This is a genomic window from Nesterenkonia lacusekhoensis, from assembly GCF_017876395.1.
Taxonomy (GTDB): domain Bacteria; phylum Actinomycetota; class Actinomycetes; order Actinomycetales; family Micrococcaceae; genus Nesterenkonia; species Nesterenkonia lacusekhoensis.
In genome coordinates this window covers 1,570,856-1,588,036 of record NZ_JAGINX010000001.1, presented here as the reverse complement: position 1 = coordinate 1,588,036, position 17,181 = coordinate 1,570,856, and the positions used below count along the sequence as shown (strand labels likewise).

Annotated in this window: 17 protein-coding genes and 1 other RNA gene; 9 read left to right on the top strand and 9 right to left on the bottom strand. The window is 67.6% G+C overall.

Going from position 1 to position 17,181, the window contains the following annotated elements:
* Nucleotides 1-3: 3 nt before the first annotated feature.
* The gene (locus JOF45_RS07495; protein WP_210048819.1) at nucleotides 4-261 is read right to left on the bottom strand and encodes a DUF6480 family protein; all 258 of its coding nucleotides are present in this window, start codon (nucleotides 259-261) and stop codon (nucleotides 4-6) included.
* Between the two features lie 176 nt (nucleotides 262-437).
* Here JOF45_RS07495 and JOF45_RS07490 point away from each other — a divergent pair, with 176 nt between their 5' ends.
* Genes JOF45_RS07490 through JOF45_RS07465 form a run of 6 tightly spaced genes read left to right on the top strand, consistent with a single transcriptional unit; the run spans nucleotide 438 to nucleotide 4,648 of the window.
* Nucleotides 438-1,391 carry a metal ABC transporter solute-binding protein, Zn/Mn family gene (locus tag JOF45_RS07490; protein WP_210048817.1) on the top strand — a complete coding sequence of 318 codons (954 nt, stop codon included), beginning with the start codon at nucleotides 438-440 and terminating at the stop codon, nucleotides 1,389-1,391.
* Complete coding sequence (locus JOF45_RS07485; RefSeq protein ID WP_210048815.1) at nucleotides 1,384-2,196, top strand: metal ABC transporter ATP-binding protein; 813 nt, start codon at nucleotides 1,384-1,386, stop codon at nucleotides 2,194-2,196. Before JOF45_RS07490 ends, JOF45_RS07485 begins: the two co-directional genes overlap by 8 nt.
* A 35-nt stretch (nucleotides 2,197-2,231) precedes the next feature.
* Complete coding sequence (locus tag JOF45_RS07480) at nucleotides 2,232-3,062, top strand: metal ABC transporter permease (protein ID WP_210051375.1); 831 nt, start codon at nucleotides 2,232-2,234, stop codon at nucleotides 3,060-3,062.
* Nucleotides 3,059-3,766, top strand: a complete 708-nt coding sequence (locus tag JOF45_RS07475; protein ID WP_210048813.1) for a metal-dependent transcriptional regulator — start codon at nucleotides 3,059-3,061, stop codon at nucleotides 3,764-3,766. The genes JOF45_RS07480 and JOF45_RS07475 overlap by 4 nt, the downstream gene beginning before the upstream one ends.
* Nucleotides 3,767-3,779: 13 nt before the next feature.
* Nucleotides 3,780-4,250 (top strand): fluoride efflux transporter FluC, encoded by a 471-nt coding sequence (locus tag JOF45_RS07470; protein WP_245324547.1) that lies wholly within the window; start codon nucleotides 3,780-3,782, stop codon nucleotides 4,248-4,250.
* Nucleotides 4,247-4,648 carry a fluoride efflux transporter FluC gene (locus JOF45_RS07465; RefSeq protein ID WP_210048809.1) on the top strand — a complete coding sequence of 134 codons (402 nt, stop codon included), beginning with the start codon at nucleotides 4,247-4,249 and terminating at the stop codon, nucleotides 4,646-4,648. Before JOF45_RS07470 ends, JOF45_RS07465 begins: the two co-directional genes overlap by 4 nt.
* Before the next feature lie 584 nt (nucleotides 4,649-5,232).
* Here JOF45_RS07465 and ssrA read toward each other — a convergent pair.
* From ssrA to JOF45_RS07440, 5 genes are all read right to left on the bottom strand, one after another.
* Nucleotides 5,233-5,608: a transfer-messenger RNA gene (gene ssrA, locus JOF45_RS07460) on the bottom strand.
* Nucleotides 5,609-5,745: 137 nt separating this feature from the next.
* Nucleotides 5,746-6,570 (bottom strand): histidinol-phosphatase, encoded by an 825-nt coding sequence (gene hisN / locus JOF45_RS07455; RefSeq protein ID WP_210048807.1) that lies wholly within the window; start codon nucleotides 6,568-6,570, stop codon nucleotides 5,746-5,748.
* The gene (rsgA, locus tag JOF45_RS07450; protein WP_210048805.1) at nucleotides 6,567-7,637 is read right to left on the bottom strand and encodes a ribosome small subunit-dependent GTPase A; all 1,071 of its coding nucleotides are present in this window, start codon (nucleotides 7,635-7,637) and stop codon (nucleotides 6,567-6,569) included. Before rsgA ends, hisN begins: the two co-directional genes overlap by 4 nt.
* Nucleotides 7,634-9,019 carry a 3-phosphoshikimate 1-carboxyvinyltransferase gene (aroA, locus tag JOF45_RS07445; protein ID WP_210048803.1) on the bottom strand — a complete coding sequence of 462 codons (1,386 nt, stop codon included), beginning with the start codon at nucleotides 9,017-9,019 and terminating at the stop codon, nucleotides 7,634-7,636. Before aroA ends, rsgA begins: the two co-directional genes overlap by 4 nt.
* An 11-nt stretch (nucleotides 9,020-9,030) precedes the next feature.
* The gene (locus JOF45_RS07440; protein ID WP_210048801.1) at nucleotides 9,031-9,672 is read right to left on the bottom strand and encodes a DoxX family membrane protein; all 642 of its coding nucleotides are present in this window, start codon (nucleotides 9,670-9,672) and stop codon (nucleotides 9,031-9,033) included.
* A gap of 148 nt (nucleotides 9,673-9,820) precedes the next feature.
* Between JOF45_RS07440 and JOF45_RS07435 the strand changes: the two genes are divergently transcribed.
* Nucleotides 9,821-10,441, top strand: coding sequence for a sigma-70 family RNA polymerase sigma factor (locus JOF45_RS07435; RefSeq protein WP_188682608.1), 621 nt, complete (start codon nucleotides 9,821-9,823; stop codon nucleotides 10,439-10,441).
* Nucleotides 10,438-10,779 carry a mycothiol system anti-sigma-R factor gene (gene rsrA, locus JOF45_RS07430; RefSeq protein WP_210048799.1) on the top strand — a complete coding sequence of 114 codons (342 nt, stop codon included), beginning with the start codon at nucleotides 10,438-10,440 and terminating at the stop codon, nucleotides 10,777-10,779. The genes JOF45_RS07435 and rsrA overlap by 4 nt, the downstream gene beginning before the upstream one ends.
* A 122-nt stretch (nucleotides 10,780-10,901) precedes the next feature.
* On the opposite strand, the gene JOF45_RS13765 is transcribed toward rsrA, so the two are convergent.
* Genes JOF45_RS13765 through JOF45_RS07420 form a run of 3 tightly spaced genes read right to left on the bottom strand, consistent with a single transcriptional unit; the run spans nucleotide 10,902 to nucleotide 15,507 of the window.
* Nucleotides 10,902-10,976: a 50S ribosomal protein bL37 gene (locus tag JOF45_RS13765; RefSeq protein ID WP_378578708.1), complete on the bottom strand. Its 75-nt coding sequence runs from the start codon at nucleotides 10,974-10,976 to the stop codon at nucleotides 10,902-10,904.
* Nucleotides 10,977-11,009: 33 nt separating this feature from the next.
* Nucleotides 11,010-11,621 carry a GDSL-type esterase/lipase family protein gene (locus tag JOF45_RS07425; RefSeq protein WP_210048797.1) on the bottom strand — a complete coding sequence of 204 codons (612 nt, stop codon included), beginning with the start codon at nucleotides 11,619-11,621 and terminating at the stop codon, nucleotides 11,010-11,012.
* Between the two features lie 19 nt (nucleotides 11,622-11,640).
* Entirely contained in the window at nucleotides 11,641-15,507 is a 3,867-nt protein-coding gene (locus JOF45_RS07420) for a multifunctional oxoglutarate decarboxylase/oxoglutarate dehydrogenase thiamine pyrophosphate-binding subunit/dihydrolipoyllysine-residue succinyltransferase subunit (RefSeq protein WP_210048795.1), read from the bottom strand.
* A 169-nt stretch (nucleotides 15,508-15,676) separates the two neighbouring features.
* Here JOF45_RS07420 and guaB1 point away from each other — a divergent pair, with 169 nt between their 5' ends.
* Nucleotides 15,677-17,134, top strand: a complete 1,458-nt coding sequence (gene guaB1 / locus JOF45_RS07415) for a GMP reductase (protein ID WP_210048794.1) — start codon at nucleotides 15,677-15,679, stop codon at nucleotides 17,132-17,134.
* The last annotated feature ends 47 nt before the right edge of the window (nucleotides 17,135-17,181 follow it).

Genomic DNA, 17,181 nt, shown 5'->3' with positions numbered 1-17,181 from the left:
CTCTCAGCTGAGCAGCCCGCTGGCGTAGCCCACGAAGACCAGCCCCACCAGCAGCACGATGCCGATCACCACTGAGGTGATGACGGCCTTGCTGCGTGGCGGCCTCGATGGCGCCGGTGCCGGAGGGGAAGCGGTGGCGGAGTTCGACTCCGGCGGCGTCTCCCCGGGCTGGAGGCCGGCGGCGCCGTCCGGGTCCGGATCCAGGTTCGGATTCCGGCGGGTCTCGTCGCGTCCGTAGCGTTCTCTGTCCTGCTCGGCCATGGCGCCATCACCTTCTTCACCCGTCTGATACACCTCAGTCGGCCCCGGCGCTGAGTCGGCCCCGCTGTGGGGTCTCTGCCGCCGTGGGCTCTCTCCCACCGTAGGACGGCGGTCGGCCTCCGTGAAGAGTGCGCGGCCGAATTGCGTTTTAGGGATGCTTAAACCATGCTGGTGGCATGACGCCGAAGTCTTCCGCCGCTCTCGTCGCGCCCGCCGTGGCAGCCTCATTGGTCCTCACCGCCTGTGCCCCGGCCAGCGGGGACGGTGGAGGGGACCGGCCCCTGGTGCTGGCCACCTTCACCGTGCTCGCCGATATGACCTCCGCCGTCGCCGGAGACCACGTGGAGGTCCGTTCGATCACTCCGCCGGAGGCCGAGGTCCACCAGTACGACCCCACGCCGCAGGACGTCCGTTCCGCGGCTGAGGCAGATCTCATCGTGGAGAACGGCCTGCACCTGGAGGAGTGGTTCGGCCAGTTCATCGAACAGTCCCAAGCGCCCACGGTCACCCTCAGCGACGGCATAGAAACGCAACCGGTCACACACGTCCCCGGGCACCCGGACGAGACGGCCGAGGAGGATATGCCCACGGATCCCCATGCATGGATGTCGCCGCGGCGGGCGCTGACCTACGTGGAGAACATCGAGGAGGCGCTGAGCGAGCTGGCCCCCGAACACGCCGAAGACTTCGCGGCGAATGCCGAGGAGTATGCCGGCGAACTGGAGGCGCTCATCTCCGAGACCGAGGAGCGCATCGAGGCCGTGGACCAGCCGGTCCATGTGGTCAGCTGCGAGGGCGGCTTCGGCTACCTGGCAACGGACCTCGGTCTTCAGGAGCACTACCTCTGGCCGGTCAATGCTGACGGTGAGGGCACACCCCAGCAGGTCGAGGCCCAGATTGACTATGTCCAGGAGCATCAGGTCCCCAGGATCTTCTGCGAGTCCACGGTCAACCCCGGGCCCCAGGAGCAGGTGGCCGAGGCCGCCGAGGCTGAGCTGGGCGACCCGCTGTATGTCGACTCGCTGTCCGAGGATGACGGGCCGGTGCCCAGCTATCTGGAACTCTTGGAGTACGACATCGACCTCATCCTCGGGGCAGCGGAGGAGGATCTCCACAGTGGCGATGACTGAGGCACTCGGCTCGGAGTCGAACCGGCATCCTGCGGTCCTCGCCGCTGAGCTCAGCGCCGGGTACCCCGGAGTGCTGGCCCTGGACGGCGTGGACTTCAGCCTGCAGCGGCGCAGCATCTGCGCCCTGGTGGGCGCCAACGGATCCGGCAAGTCCACGCTCTTCGCGACCCTGCTGGGACTGCGCCAGCCGATGAGCGGACAGGTGCGGCTCTTCGGAGAGACGCCCCACCACGCCCGACGTCGGAACCTGGTCAGCTACGTGCCCCAGCACGAGCAGATCGACACCACCTTCCCGATCACAGTCGAGCAGGTGGTCATGATGGGTCGCTACGGCCATATGGGTTTCACCCGCCGCCCCAAGCAGACTGACCGTGACGCCGTCGCGCGGGCGTTGGAGCAGGTGGGGCTGGAAGATCTGCGCCGCAGGGCGATCGGCGAGCTCTCCGGGGGCCAGAGAAAGCGCGCCTTCCTGGCGCGGGCCATCGCCCAACAGGCGCCGCTGATGCTGCTGGACGAACCCTTCGCCGGGGTGGACCGCAGCTCGGAGAAGCTGATCGTGGGAGTTCTGCACCAGCTGCGCGACTCAGGGGCCACGCTCCTGGTCTCCACCCACCATCTGGAGGGCGTGGGGGAGCTGGCGGACGAGGTCATCCTGCTCCATCGCCGGGTGCTCGCCGCAGGGCTGCCTGAGGACGTCCTGACCGAGGAGCAGCTGGGTCAGGCCTTCGGAGCGGTGCTCTCGGCGCCGCTGGCTCAGTCCGCGGAGGAGCTGCCGAGCGACCGTGCCGAGGAGCGTGGCCTGTGATCGAGCTGCTGACCCAGCCTCTGGAGCTGCCCTTCATGCAGAACGCGCTGATGGTGGCCGTGGTCGCCTCGGCGGTCTGCGGGCTGCTCTCCTGCTGGCTGGTGCTGATGGGATGGTCTCTGATGGGGGAGGCCGTGGCCCACTCGATCCTCCCCGGCATCGTGCTGGCCTACGCCTTCGGGGCTCCGATGGCGGTGGGCGCCTTCGTCTTCGGGATGCTGGCGGTGCTGCTGATCGGTGGCATCAACACCGGCTCCACGCTGAAGCATGACACGGCCATCGGTGTGGTCTTCACCTCGCTGTTCGCCCTGGGGCTGGTGCTGATCTCCCGCACGCCCAGTGAGACCCACCTGCAGCACATCCTCTTCGGCAACGTGCTGGGCACCGCCCGCGGCGACCTCTACCAGGTCGCCGCGCTGGGACTGCTGACCGCCGCCGTCCTGCTGCTGCGACGACGCGACTTCACCCTGCTGGCCTTCGACCGCACCCACGCCCACAGCATCGGGCTGTCCACGGGTCTGCTCTCCACGCTGCTGCTGGCCCTGCTGGCGCTGACCACCGTGACGGCCCTGCAGACGCTGGGCATCATCCTGGTGGTGGCGATGCTGGTGATCCCCGGCGCCACGGCCTTCCTGCTGTGCCGAACCTTCGGCCGGATGCTGGCCGTGGCCTCCTCCTCAGCCGCGGCGGCGGCGGTGGTGGGCGTCTACGCCAGCTACTGGCTGGACATCTCCACCGGCGGGTCGATCGTGCTGGCCCAGGCGGCCCAGTTCGCGCTGGCCTACGTCTTCGCCCCACGGAAGGGCCTGCTCAGCCGGATGCGCCGACGCCGTCCGCTCAGCCAGGCCGATAGACTGGCCTCATGACGCCCCGCACCTCTGCCCAAGGTCGCTCGACGGCGACCTCGACGGCGACCACCTCGGTGGAGGACTACGCCAAGACGATCTACGGGCTCTCCGAGTGGGACGATGCCACGGTCACCGCCTCGGCGCTGGCGAAGACCTTGGACGTCTCGAATCCGTCGGTGACCCTGATGATCCGCAAGATGGCCGACCTCGGCTTGGTGGACCACCGGCCCTACGCTCCCATCCGACTCACCCCCGAGGGCCAGCAGCTGGCTCTGGCCATGGTGCGTCGGCACCGCCTGATCGAGACATGGCTGGTCCGCGAGCTCGGCTATGGGTGGGAAGAGGTCCACGAGGAGGCTGAGCGGCTGGAGCACTCGGTCTCCGAGAAGTTCGTGGACCGTCTCGATGAGCGACTGGGTCACCCGCGGGTGGACCCGCACGGCGACCCCATTCCGGGGCCGGACCTTCGACTGCACTACCCGGAGACCCAGCTGCTCTGCCGTGTTCCCGAGTCAGCGGACGTGCGCCTGGAGCAGGTGGACGACGCCGTACCGGAGGCTCTGCGCGTGCTGGCGGACAGCCACGTGGAGATCGGAGCCCAGGCCACCGTCGTCAGCGCTGAGGACGGTGAGGTGGTGCTGGCCCCGGCCCACCACGGTGCCTCGGAAGACATCCGTCTGGAGCATGAGCTGGCTCATGCCATGCGGGTGAGCGTGCTGTGAGGGGAGCGCTGTGATGCGGCGGCTGCCTGCCCTGGCCCGTCTGATCCCGCTGGTCGCCCTGGCCGGCGCCGCCGGTGCTCTGCTGCGCCTGCTGATGGGCGAGTTCTTCCCCGAACAGGGCATGAAGTTCCCATGGACCACTCTGGCGGTGAACGTGGCAGGCTCAGCGGCTCTGGGGCTGGTGTTCGGAGTGGTCTCCGCCCGCCCTCGTGTCCCTGGCTGGGTGCTGCCGGTCCTGGGCACCGGTCTGCTCGGATCGTTCACCACGTTCTCCTCGGTGATCCTCGCGGTGATGCCGTCCACACCGGGTGGGATCTTCGAAGGTCTCAGTGCGGCCACCTACGTCAGCCCTGGTGCGGTGGAGATGTTCTGTTATCTGATGATCAGCGTCATCGGCTGCACAGCGGCCGCCGCCGGCGGACTGACCGTGGGCAGATCCGCGTTCGGCTGTGTGGACCATACCTGTGAGGAGCGCCGAGTATGACGGCATCGCTGACTCTCGCCGTCGTCGCCGGTGTGGCCCTGGGGGGAGCCGCCGGTGCGGTGCTGCGGCTGCTGCTGGACCGACTTCTGCCCTTCGGCATCCTGGCGGCCAACACTCTGGCCTGTCTGGTGCTGGGTTTCCTCTTCGGGGCCTTCTCTGCGCACGGGGGAGAGGGGCAGGAGCCCGCTGACGGGATCTTCTCCGAGCCGGTGGTGGCCGTGCTCTCCTTCGGCCTGCTGGGTGCGCTCAGCACCTTCGCCACCGTCTCGCTCCGCGTGGCCCAGCTGTGGATGGACGGTCAGCAGGCGCGGGCGATCAGCACCTGGACCGTGCATGTGGTGTTCGGCTTCGCCGCCGCGGCCCTCGGCGTGCTGATCAGCGGTGTGCCTGCCGCGTGATCTCCTCGGCGAGCTGAGCGGCCGCTGCGCAGCTGCATGAACCAGCGCACGGGCCGTGGAGCCAGGCGGAGAAGCCGTCCGGGCCAGCGTCAGGGTTTGGTCGGCGGGCCGGCCAGCAGGTATCGGTGCCCGGCCGAGGAGAAGTCGAGGGCATGGCGCAGTGCGATGACGGCGCCGTAGGAGAGGCCGCAGATGACCGCCTCGGGCTCAGCGATGCGATCCTCGAGTTCCCGAGCGGCGCGGATCAGTGACAGCTGGTCACCGTTGAACCCGAGGGCGAGGGCCTCGACGCGCTCGACGCGGATGTCATCCGGAAGCTGCGTGCAGAGACGGTCCCAGGCGCCGGGGCTCTGCGCCAGGCCTTGGAGCAGATAGACAGGCCGTGTCAGTTCGGGTGCCTCCTTGGACCTGGGATGATGGGCATACCTACCCTAGCGGCCAGAGTGCACGACCTTTCCTGTCCATTGGCACAGATGGGTGGGGTCGGCGTCGTTCTGGCGACTCAGACGTGCCAATGGACGAAAGCCACGGCCTTCAGACGCGAAAAGGGCGGCACCCCGAAGGATGCCGCCCTTTTGCGCTGATGGTGGAGCCGCCGGGAATTGAACCCGGGTCCGATCTGGATTCACATGGGCTTCTACGAGCGTAGTCTGCTCATAGTGTTGCTCGGTCCCAGGCGTCACGCAGACGAGCGCCTGACGGACCCAGTCGTGTGAAATCTCGATCGCCGTCCCCACGACGAGGACGTCGATCCAGTGGCTATCTAGCTGATGCCAGACACTGAGGCGACAGCAACCTCAGGCTGACAGACTCGCGTCGCTGCAATCAGGCAGCGAGGGCGAAGTCAGTGCGCTTAGATTCGGCACTTATTGGGTTGCTCAAGGGGTTTTAACGTGGTCACTTGGCGTCCACGGCTCGCTTCCCCATGCTCAACTCAGATCGTCGAAACCGATCGGCCCCTTATGTGGTTATCAATAACCTCCGCCGCCTGTGACGCTCAGCGTCTGGACGACGGCCCTTCAGTGTAGGTCAACCAGCCCTGAGGGGGCAATATTCCTCGTCAATCTTCCCCGCCACGTCCCACACGGCAGCGGCTCTCAGTCCGACTCCCACGGAGTCGGAGAGTCCGCGGCCAAAGCGCCCAGCGCCGCCTCGTGGAGCAGTCCGTTGGTGGCCAACCCGCTGCTGCCGGAGCAGCCCGGCTCCCCGTCCAACGAGGTGAAGCGCCCCCCGGCCTCCTGGACGATGGGCACCAGAGCCGCCATGTCGTGGAGGCTCAGCTCCGGCTCCGCAGCGACGTCCACTGTTCCTTCGGCGACCATGCAGTAGGACCAGAAGTCCCCGAAGGCTCGGGTCCGCCACACGGTCTCAGTGAACTCGAGGAAGTTCTGGCTGCGGCCCACTGCGCGCCACCCGGTCAGCGAAGAGTACGAGAAGAAGGCGTCCTCCAGCTGAGCGACCTTGGAGACGCCGAGCTGCCTGGCCGAGGAGAGCGACTTGCCGGTATAGGCGCCGCCGTCCTTGGCCGCCCACCAGCGCCGTCCCAGCGCGGGGGCGCTGACCACGCCCACCACCGGCTCGCCGTGGTCCACCAGGGCGATCAGTGTGGCCCAGGCAGGCACGCCACGGATGAAGTTCTTGGTGCCGTCGATCGGGTCGATGATCCAGCGCCGCGGTCCGGATCCCGAGGAGCCGTACTCCTCCCCGTAGATCGCATCCCGTCCGCGGGCGCGGCCCAGCTGTCCGCGGATCAGCTCTTCGGCCTGGCGGTCGGCCTCGGTGACCGGGGTCAGATCCGGCTTGGTCTCCACCTCGAAGTCCATCGCGTTGAAGAAGGACATCGTCTGGGAGTCCACAGAGTCCGCGATCATATGCGCCAGGCGCAGATCCTCGGTGTACGGGCTGGTGCCAGCTGTATTCATGGTTCCACGCTACCCAGTCGCTTCTCTCCCGGGCCTTCTGACGCGCCGGAGAGCGACGCCAGCAGCCCGCGCAGCGACTTCAGGCGGGCCTGCCCGTGGTCTCCGGCCCTGCCGGCCTCCACCCAGGCGTCGAGGGCGCAGCCCCCTTCGGGAGATTCATGGGTGCAGCCCGGCTCGCAGTCGGCAGAGCCCTCCACGAGATCCTCGAAGGCTGCGAGGACATCATCAGGGTCCACGTGAGCCAGTCCGAAGGACCGGATGCCGGGGGTGTCGATGATCCATCCGCCCGCATGGGGGAGCAGCAGCGCGACGGCGGAGGATGAGGTGTGCCTCCCGCGGCCGGTCACAGCGTTCACACCCCCAGTGGCGCGATCGGCCCCGGTGAGCGCATTGACCATTGTGGACTTCCCGACGCCGGAGTGGCCGATCATGGCCGTGACATGCCCGTCCAACAGCTCCCGCAGGCACTCGACCGCCTCTGCGGAGAGGTCTTCGTTCCCAGCGGATCGTGCAGAGATCACCGTGGTCAGGTTGAGTTCGGCATAGTGGCTGATCAGCCCTGCGGGATCCGCCGGATCGTCGGCGAGGTCCGATTTGGTGATCAGCAGGATCGGAGTGATGCCGGCGTCGTAGGCGGCCACCAGGGCGCGGTCGATGAACCCGGTGCGGGGCTCGGGGTCCGCCGCGGCCACCACGATCAGCAGCTGATCGGCGTTGGCGACGATGACGCGCTCAGCGTCATCGGTGTCATCGGCGCTGCGCCGCAGCAGTGTGCTGCGTTCCTCGATGCGCACCAGCCTGGCCAGGCTGCCCTCCTCGCCGCTGGTGTCGCCCACCAGTCCGACGATGTCGCCGGGAACCACCGGAGTCCGCCGCAGAGCTTTGGCCCGCACGGCGGAGACGGCCCGGTCGGGCAGGGAGACGGTGTAGCGGCCGCGGTCCACCGTCACCACTCGGCCGAGTTCGGCCTCGGAGTAGGCGGGCGAGTCCTTGGTCCGAGGCCTCGAGCCCTTCTTGTTCGGACGCACGCGCACGGAGGACTCGTCCCAGTTCTCCCATCTGCTCAACGCGGGGCGTCTCCTTCGACGAGGCTGCGCCAGAGCGCGGGGAAGGTCGGCATCGTCTTCGACGTGCAGCCGATGTCCTCGACCAGCACCTCGGAGATCCTCAGGCCCACGACGGCGCCGAAGGTGGCCATCCGGTGATCCGCATAGCTGAACACCGTGGCTCCATGACGCACCGGCGAGGTGATCCGGAAGCCGTCTGCGGTCTCCTCAGCGCTGCCTCCCAGGCGCCGGATCTCAGCCACCAGAGCGGCCAGCCGGTCGGTCTCATGGCCGCGCAGGTGGTCGACTGAGGTGAAGGTCGTCGGCTCCGGGGCCAGAGCTGCCAGAGCGGCGACGGTGGGAGTCAGTTCCGCCGTGCCGTCCACTGTGCCGGGGGAGAGCACCTGGGGCCGGCCCTGCTCGTCCCGGGCGCCGCGCACGGTCAGCGTCAGCGTCTCACCCCCGGGCTCGGGCACGGTGGAGACCTCTGCGCCGAACTGCGGCAGCAGCTCGGTCCAGCGTCGGCCGATCTGAGTGGACTCCGCGGGCCAGCCGCGCATGGTCACTTCTCCGCCGGTGGCGGCGGCGGCCACCAGGAACGGGCCGGCGTTGGAGAGGTCCGGCTCTACCCGGACGGTGAAGGCAGGGATCGGGCCGGGGGAGACGGCCCAGACGAAGGGCTGGGAATCATCCACCTCAACACCGGCCTGGCGCAGGACCTGCACCGTCATCGCCACGTGTTCGGAGGAGGGGACGGAGCGGCCGGTATGACGCAGTCGAAGCCCCCGGCGCATCCGTGCTCCGGCCAGCAGGAGCCCGGAGACGAACTGAGAGGAGGCGGAGGCGTCGATGGCGACCTCGCCGCCGTCGAGCCCGCCGGGGGACTCCACGGTGAAGGGGAGGTAGCCGGGCCGGCCGTCGTCGGAGATCTGCGCACCCAAGGCGGAGAGGCCCTCCAGCACGGCTCCCATGGGGCGGATGCGGGCCTCCGGATCGCCGTCGAAGGCGACGCGCCGACCGGTCAGAGCCGCCACAGCCGGCAGGAAGCGCATGACAGTGCCCGCCAGGCCGCAGTCCACCTGGGCCGGAGCCTGCGATGACGCAGGAGCCAGCGGCACCGGCGTCAGGCGCACGGCGGCCTCACCGGTGCCCTTCCAGTCAGGGATATGCTCCACGGAGGCGCCCAAGGCCTCGAGGGCTTGGAGCATCAGCCGGCTGTCCCGGGACTCGAGGGCGTTGACCACCACAGAGGGGCCTTCGGCCAGTGCGGCCAGCAGGAGGAAACGGTTGGTGAGGGATTTGGAGGCGGGGACGGTCACCTCGCCACAGACCGGTGCCCCCGCCAGGGGAGCAGGCCAGGCCTGGTCACCGGACGAGGGCGCCTCAGCAGTATGAGAAGTCACCGGGGAACCGTTCAGCGCACGTCCTTGGACTTCTTCTCGGCAGTCTTCGCCGCCTGGGAGATGGCCTTCTTGGCCTCCTTCTCAGCGCGCGCGAAGTCCTTCTTGGCGTCCTTCTCCAGGGACTTGGCGGCCTTCACCGCGTCATCACCGAGATCCTCGGCCCACTTGATGGTCTTCTCGCGGAACTTTGCGCCCTTCTTCTTGGACTGCTTGGCGATGTGCTCAGCGCGCCAGGACAGCGACGGCTTGCCGGCCAGGTCCACGGCGGCGATCCCCAGGCCGCCCAGGATGGAGACGTTCTTCAGCAGAGTGGTGCGCTGTGCGGCCACATCCTCCTCGGTCTCCAGCGGAGCGGAGCGGTACTCGGCGTAGGAGTTCAGCTTGTGCACGCCGCAGAGGGTCAGCGCGGCCAGGCGGGGGAACTTGCCCACAGCCAGGGCCAGGCCGGCGGCCACTTCGACCCCGCCGAGCACCTGAGTGGTGCGCTGCGGGTTGGAGGTCAGCGGCTCAGCCTGGGGGACGAGCGCTCCGATCTCCTCCAGGGTCGGCCCCAGCGTCGCGGCGGCCTCCTCAGTGTTGCGGAGCCGGTCGACGCCGTCGGCGATGAAGCTGGCACCGAGCAGCGGACGGGCGACTTTGCGGATCAGGGACATGGAATCCTCCTGTAGGCGGGCGCTCAAAGCTTGTCCAAGAGACAATGTACCGAATCAGGAGGACTCCCGCAGGAATGTCCGGGAACGATCTGCCGTTGAGCACCATATGACAAGTGCGGTGATCACTGCCCCGGTACACTCTTGGGCAATGACTGAGAGCACAGAGAGTCCCGACGTCGACCTGGCGGCAGAGACTGAGACGCAGCGCCGTGCCCGATTCGAGCACGAGGCGATGCAGTATGTGGATCAGCTCTACTCGGCGGCCATGCGGATGACACGCAATCCGCAGGACGCCGAGGATCTCGTCCAGGAGGCCTACACGAAGGCCTATTCGGCCTTCCACCAGTACAAGCCGGGCACCAACCTGAAGGCCTGGCTGTACCGGATCCTGACCAACACCTACATCAACATCTATCGGAAGAAGCAGCGTCAGCCGCAGCAGGCCAACACGGACACTGTGGAGGACTGGCAGATGGCCCAGGCCGCCGAACACACCAGCTCCGGGCTGCGCTCGGCGGAGGCTGAGGCACTGGACCACCTTCCGGACTCGGACGTGAAGAACGCCCTCCAGCAGATCCCTGAGGAGTTCCGCCTGGCGGTCTACTTCTCGGACGTCGAGGGCTTCGCCTATAAGGAGATCGCCGAGATCCTGAACATCCCCATCGGCACGGTGATGTCCCGTCTGCATCGCGGGCGCAAGCTGCTGCGCGAACTGCTGACCGACTACGCCCGTGAACGCGGCTTCAAGAAGCAGGAGGCCAAGAAATGAGCACCGCCGAATCTGACTACCCGGTCACCGGCGCCGGCAAGTGGTTGCAGGAGAACTGCCTCAACGGCGACTGCGAGGAGACCGAGGAGCGCATGGAGCGCATCTATGAGTACCTCGACGGCGCGCTGAGCCGCAGGGACATCGAGGAGGTCCAGGCGCATCTGGACGACTGCCCCGACTGCTCCTCGGCCCATGACCTGGAATGCATCATCCGGGCCACGGTGCGCCGCTCCTGTGTGGAGCGCGCCCCTGAGGCTCTGAAGGTCACCATCCTGGAGAGGATCAGCGAACTGCGTGTTGAAGCCGGCCACGGCGGGCAGGGACGCGAGCACCAGTAGACCTGAGGGCGCCTCCGTGCTCTCCGCCGATGCAGAAGGGCCCCGGCGGAATCATTCCGCCGGGGCCCTTCTCTCATCTCAGCTGCCTGCTGACAGCCGGGAAGAATACGCGGATCTCCTGATCAGGAGTTCGGCTTCTTGCCGTGGTTCGCGTTCTTCTTCCGGCGGTCGCGGCGCTTCCGTCCACGCTTACTCATAGCGGCCTCCTTCAGATCGGCAACCCGACCATCCTACGTCACCGGCTCTGACAAGCCCAACCACTGGTACCAGCCGCGGTGGAGGACCAGCCAGGCGATCAGCCCATAGCCGGCCTGACCCGGACGTCCACCGTTGGCGGCCAGGTCGCCCCGCCACTGCTCGTGCTGAAGCAGCGGCCGGTAGGTGTCCACGTAGACGTGGGACCGGCGCGAAGCGACGTCCTGGTAGGCGGCGTTGAGCTCGGCGATCCGCTGATTGCGCTCCTCGTCCAGCGTCGGTGTCGGTCCGACCACCAGGCAGCGGATGCCCTCCTGACTGGCCCGGTCCAGGACGTTGGCCAGGTTCAGCCGGGACCGGGCTGAGCTGGCGCCGTCGAGGTCGGAGTCGTTGAGGGCGAGCAGGAGGAACTTCTCCGTGCCCTCAGGAGCTCCCGCGGAGAACCGAGGCATGGCCTCCTCCTGCCAACGGCGGGAGAGTGCCTCGGTTCCCTCGCGGGGCATCGCCAACACGTAGTGCTCGAGGTCCACAGTGTCCACCGGCGTCTTGGCCAGCACACGCCCGAACCATCCGAGCGCTCGAGGATCACCGACTCCGCTGAGCAGCTCGTTGCCGAGGGCGACGAGCCTGATGTGACGTGGTTCCATTGGCGACAGCCTACAGGCCTCAGAGGTCCAGGTGGGGGAAGGCCTGCGCGAGCAGAGTCTCCAGCTCCTTGGCATGACGCTTGGCCTGGCCCACTGAGGTGGCCGCAGACTCCGGGCGTGCCACCAGGTGCAGGACCTGGGTCAGCAGCGGCCTGAGGTTCATGCCGAGGAACGGCCACGGGCCCTGGTTCTCAGGCTCGTCCTGGGCGTAGACGAACTCCGCATCGGCCGGGAAACGGTTGAGCTCCTCCTGCAGCTGCTCCACCGGCATCGGGTAGAGCTGCTCCAGGCGCACGATCGCAGTGGTCTCGTCGTCGTGCTTGGCGCGCGTCGCGACCAGGTCGTAGTAGAGACGGCCCGAGGTGACCAGCACGCGCTTGACCTTCTGCGGGTCCACCTCCCGATCGCCGATGACCTCCTGGAAGGTGCCCTCGGTGAAGTCCTCCACGGAGTTCGCGGCGGCCTTCAGCCGGAGCAGCTGCTTCGGGGAGAAGACGACCAGCGGACGGCGCGGACGGGCCACAGCCTGACGGCGCAGCAGATGGAAGTAGTTCGCGCCGTTGGAGGGCATGACCACCGTCATGTTGTCCTCTGCGCACAGCTGCAGGAAGCGCTCCGGACGTCCCGAGGAGTGGTCCGGGCCCTGGCCCTCGTAGCCGTGCGGCAGCAGCATGACCACGCTGGAGCGCTGGCCCCACTTCTGCTCGGCGGTGGCGATGAACTCATCGATGATGATCTGGGCACCGTTGACGAAGTCGCCGAACTGAGCCTCCCAGAGCACCAGCGCGTTCGGGCTCTCCACGGAATAGCCGTACTCGAAGCCCAGTGCGGCGTACTCGGAGAGCAGCGAGTCGTAGATGAACAGACGGGCCTGATCCTCGGTCAGGTTCTTCAGCGGGTACCACTCGTCGCCGTTGACCCGGTCGTGGAAGACCGCGTGACGCTGCACGAAGGTGCCGCGGCGGGAATCCTGACCGGCCAGGCGCACTTCGGTGCCCTCCATGAGCAGCGAGCCGAAGGCCGCGATCTCCGCGAAGCCCCAGTCGATCCCGCCCTCGCGGGACATCTTGGCGCGCTTCTCCAGCAGGGACTTCAGCTTCGGGTGAGCGGTGAAGCCCTCGGGGATGTTGGTGTGGACCTCGCCGATGTGGGCCAGCTTGTCCTCGGAGATCGCGGTGTCGGTGGCCGCGCGCTCCGGAGTGGTCTCCTCCTCCTCGGAGGCCGTGGGAGCGACGTCTCCGCCGCTGCCCGATGCCTCCACCGTGGAGACCGGCTGGGTCTGGGCGGCGTGGGTCTCGGTGAAGACCCGCTCCAGGCGCTGGCGGTAGTCCTGCAGAGCCTGATCGGCCTCTTCCTGGGTGATGTCGCCGCGTCCGACCAGAGCCTCGGTGTACAGCCGGCGGGTGGTGCGCTTGGCCTCCACCAGGTTGTACATCTTGGGCTGGGTCATCGACGGGTCGTCGCCCTCGTTGTGACCGCGACGGCGGTAGCACACCAGGTCGATCACGACATCCTTGTTGAACCGCTGGCGGTAGCGGAAGGACAGTTGGGCCACCCGCGCCACCGACTCCGGATCATCGGCGTTGACGTGGAAGATCGGTGCCTGGATGGCCTTGGCCATATCGGTGGAGTAGGTCATCGAACGGGCCGAGGACGGTGCCGTGGTGAAGCCGACCTGGTTGTTGACCACCACGTGCACAGTTCCACCGGTGCGGTAGCCGCGCAGCTGCGAGAGGTTCAGGGTCTCGGCCACCACGCCCTGTCCGGCGAAGGCAGCGTCGCCGTGGACCAGCAGCGGCATCACGGAGAAGGAGTTGAGGTTGTCCGCACCCTGATCCAGACGATCCTGCATCGCACGCACCACGCCCTCCAGGACGGGGTTGACCGCCTCCAGGTGGGAGGGGTTCGCCGCCAGGTAGACGCTGGTGGAGTTGCCGCGGTCGGAGGTGAACTCGCCGCGGGTGCCCAGGTGATACTTCACGTCGCCGGAGCCCGTGCCGGCCTCGCGGCCCTCGAACTCGCGGAAGACCTGTGCGTAGGTCTTGCCGGCGATGTTGGTGAGCACGTTCAGGCGCCCGCGGTGGGCCATGCCGATGGCCACCTCGTCGAGGCCCTCATCGGCGGCTTCCGAGAGGATCACATCCAGCAGCGGGATCAGCGACTCGCCGCCTTCGAGGGAGAACCGCTTCTGTCCGACGAACTTGGTCTGCAGGAAGGTCTCGAACGCCTCTGCCGCATTGAGTCGACCCAGGATGCGGAACTGCTCGTCCCGGCTGGGCTTCTCATAGGGGTGCTCGATCTCGTCCTGGAACCACTGACGCTCCTCGGGGGACTGGATGTGCATGTACTCGATGCCGGTGCTGCGGCAGTACGAGTCGCGCAGGACACCCAGGATGTTGCGCAGCGGCAGCATCTCCTTGCCGCCGAACCCGCCGGTGGGCCATTCACGGTCCAGGTCCCAGAGGGTCAGACCGTGGGACTCGATGTCCAGGTCCGGGTGGTGGCGCATCCGGTACTCGAGCGGGTCCACCGAGGCCATCAGGTGACCGCGCACGCGGTAGGAGTGGATCAGCTGCTGGATGCGTGCGACCTTGTTGATCTGGTCCTCAGGGTTGACCTGGATGTCGGCGGACCAGTGCACCGGCTCATACGGGATGCGCAGGGCCTCGAAGATCTCCTCGTAGAACCCGTCCTTGCCGAGCAGCAGCTCGTGGATGGTCTTGAGGAACTCGCCCGAGCCCGCACCCTGAATGACGCGGTGGTCATAGGTGGAGGTCAGCGTGATGACCTTGGAGACCGCCAGGTTGTTCAGCGTCTTCTCCGAGGTACCCTGGAACTCGGCCGGGTACTCCAGAGCGCCGACGCCGACGATCACGGCCTGGCCCTTGGACAGGCGCGGCACGGAGTGCACGGTGCCGATGCCGCCCGGGTTGGTCAGGGAGACCGTGGTTCCGGCGTAGTCGTCCGGGGTGAGCTTATTGTCCCGAGCGCGCTTGACGACGTCGTCGTAACCGGCCCAGAAGTCGGTGAAGCTCATCTGCTCGGCGGCCTTGATGTTGGGCACCACCAGGGCGCGGCTGCCGTCGGGACGCGGCATGTCGATGGCCAGCCCGAAGTTCACATGTGCCGGCTGGACGGCGGCGGGCTTGCCGTCCTTGCGGTCGTAGGTGACGTTCATCGACGGGTGGGCACGCAGGGCCTTGAGCATCGCGTAGCCGATGAGGTGGGTGAAGGAGACCTTGCCGCCGCGGGTCCGCTTGAGGTGGTTGTTGATCACCGTGCGGTTGTCGATCAGCAGCTTGGCCGGCACGGCGCGCACCGTGGTCGCAGTCGGGACCTCCAGGGAGGCGTCCATGTTCGCCGCGATCGCCTTGGACATGCCCTTCAGGACCGTGACCTCGTCCTGCGGCGCCTCTGCCGCTCCCTCAGACTTCTTGTCCTTGGAGGCGGAGGGCTCCGACGGGATCGGTGTCGTGTCGGAGTCCTTGGCCTTCTTCGTGGTGGGCGTCTTCGGCGCCACCGGCTTCGACGCCGCGGACTTCTCCGAGGACGCCTTCTGGGCGCTCTCCGGATCCGCGGGCGTGGCAGAGGCCGGAGTGGAGTCGTTCACGCTGCGCTGGTTGCCGGCCGAGGCCTTGGTCTCGCTCTGCGCATCTGATTCTGCCGAAGAGCCGCCGGTCTGGGTCGTGCCGTTCTGCGAGGCGGGGGCAGAGGCCTGGGAGTCTGTCGAGGAGCTCGCGTCCTCACCCTCCAGCCTGCGGAAGATGTCCGCCCATTTGCGGTCCACCGAATTCGGATCGTCCCGATACTTGTCGTATATGTCGGCGACCAACCATTCGTTCCCGGGGAATTCTTCCGCAAGACGGCTGGACGTTAGCTCTGGCACTGTGGATACGCCTCTTCCATATGTGTTCTGTGGTTGCCCGGCACGGCCTTGTGCGGGCTACGGTTGTCCGTCACCGGAGTCCAAGCATAGTGACTCGGGCTACGTCGTTGCCACCGCCCGCGGTATCGTGTCAGACGCCGAACACCCTTCGAAGCGGAAGCCGAGCTCCATGAAGTTCCTCAATCAACCTGTCACGGACCTGACCTACGCGGATGTCTTCCTGGTTCCGTCCCGTTCTGAGACCGTCTCGCGGATGGAGACCGACATCTCGGCAGATGACGGAACCGGCTCCACCATTCCTCTGGTGGCCGCGAATATGACGTCGGTGACGGGCCGTCGGATGGTCGAGACCATGGCCCGCCGCGGAGGACTGGGGGTGCTGCCCCAGGACGTGCCGCTGGAGGTCATCCGCCAGGTGACCGAATGGGTCAAGGGGTGCCACCCGGTCTTCGAGACCCCGCTGAAGGTGACTCCGCAGGACACGGTGCTCGATGTCCTGCACCTGCTGGACAAGCGCAACCACCCGGCTGTGTGTGTGATCGACGATGAGATGCGCCTGGCCGGCATCGTCAACGCCGAGGACGGCGAGGGGGTGGACCGCTTCTCGTCGGTGGCCTCTGTGATGCGCATGCCGCAGATCCGTTTCACCGCCGCCGAGGTCCAGGAGTCCGGGCTGGAGAGCATCTTCGAGCAGATGGACGCCGCCGGGGCCGACTACGCGCCCGTCACCGAGGCCGACGGCACCCTCGCCGGCGTGCTGACCCCGCGCGGAGCGCTGCGCTCCACGCTGTTCCGTCCCACCCTCGACGCCGAGGGTCGGCTGAAGGTGGCCGCCGCCGTCGGGATCAACGGCGATGTGGAGTCCAAGGCCTCGGCTCTGCTGGAGGCGGGGGTCGATGTGCTGGTGGTGGACACCGCCCACGGCCACCAGCGCAAGATGTTCGATGCGCTGGCTCAGGTGCGCCGGGCCGTGGAGCGGACCGGCCTGGTGGTGCCCATCGTGGCCGGCAACGTGGTCTCGGCCCAGGGGGTGCGGGATCTGGTCGAGGCCGGAGCCGACATCATCAAGGTCGGCGTCGGTCCCGGCGCCATGTGCACCACCCGCATGATGACCGCCGTCGGTCGGCCGCAGTTCTCCGCGGTGCTGGAATGTGCTGAGGCCGCCCGCGAGCTGGGCAGCCACATCTGGGCCGACGGGGGAGTGCGCCACCCCCGCGACATCGCGTTGGCCCTGGCCGCCGGCGCCTCTCAGGTGATGGTCGGCTCCTGGTTCGCCGGGACCCACGAGTCTCCCGGGGATCTGCTCAGCGACGCTCAGGGGCGTCGCTATAAGGAGAGCTACGGCATGGCTTCCTCCCGCGCGGTGCAGAAGCGCACAGCCTCCGAGGGTGCCTTCTCCCGGGCGCGGAAGGGACTCTTCGAGGAGGGCATCTCCACCTCGATGATGTACCTGGACCCGGCCAAGCCCGGAGTGGAGGACCTGCTGGATTCGATCACCGCCGGAGTGCGCTCGTCGATGACCTACGCCGGCGCGCTGGATCTGCCCGAGTTCCGGCAGCGGGCCATCGTGGGGGTGCAGTCCGCAGCGGGCTATGAGGAGGGCAAGCCGGTCAGCGCCAGCTGGTGAGGGGCTCTGTGGGGTGCGGTATGATTCTGCACCTATGGAGTATCGAC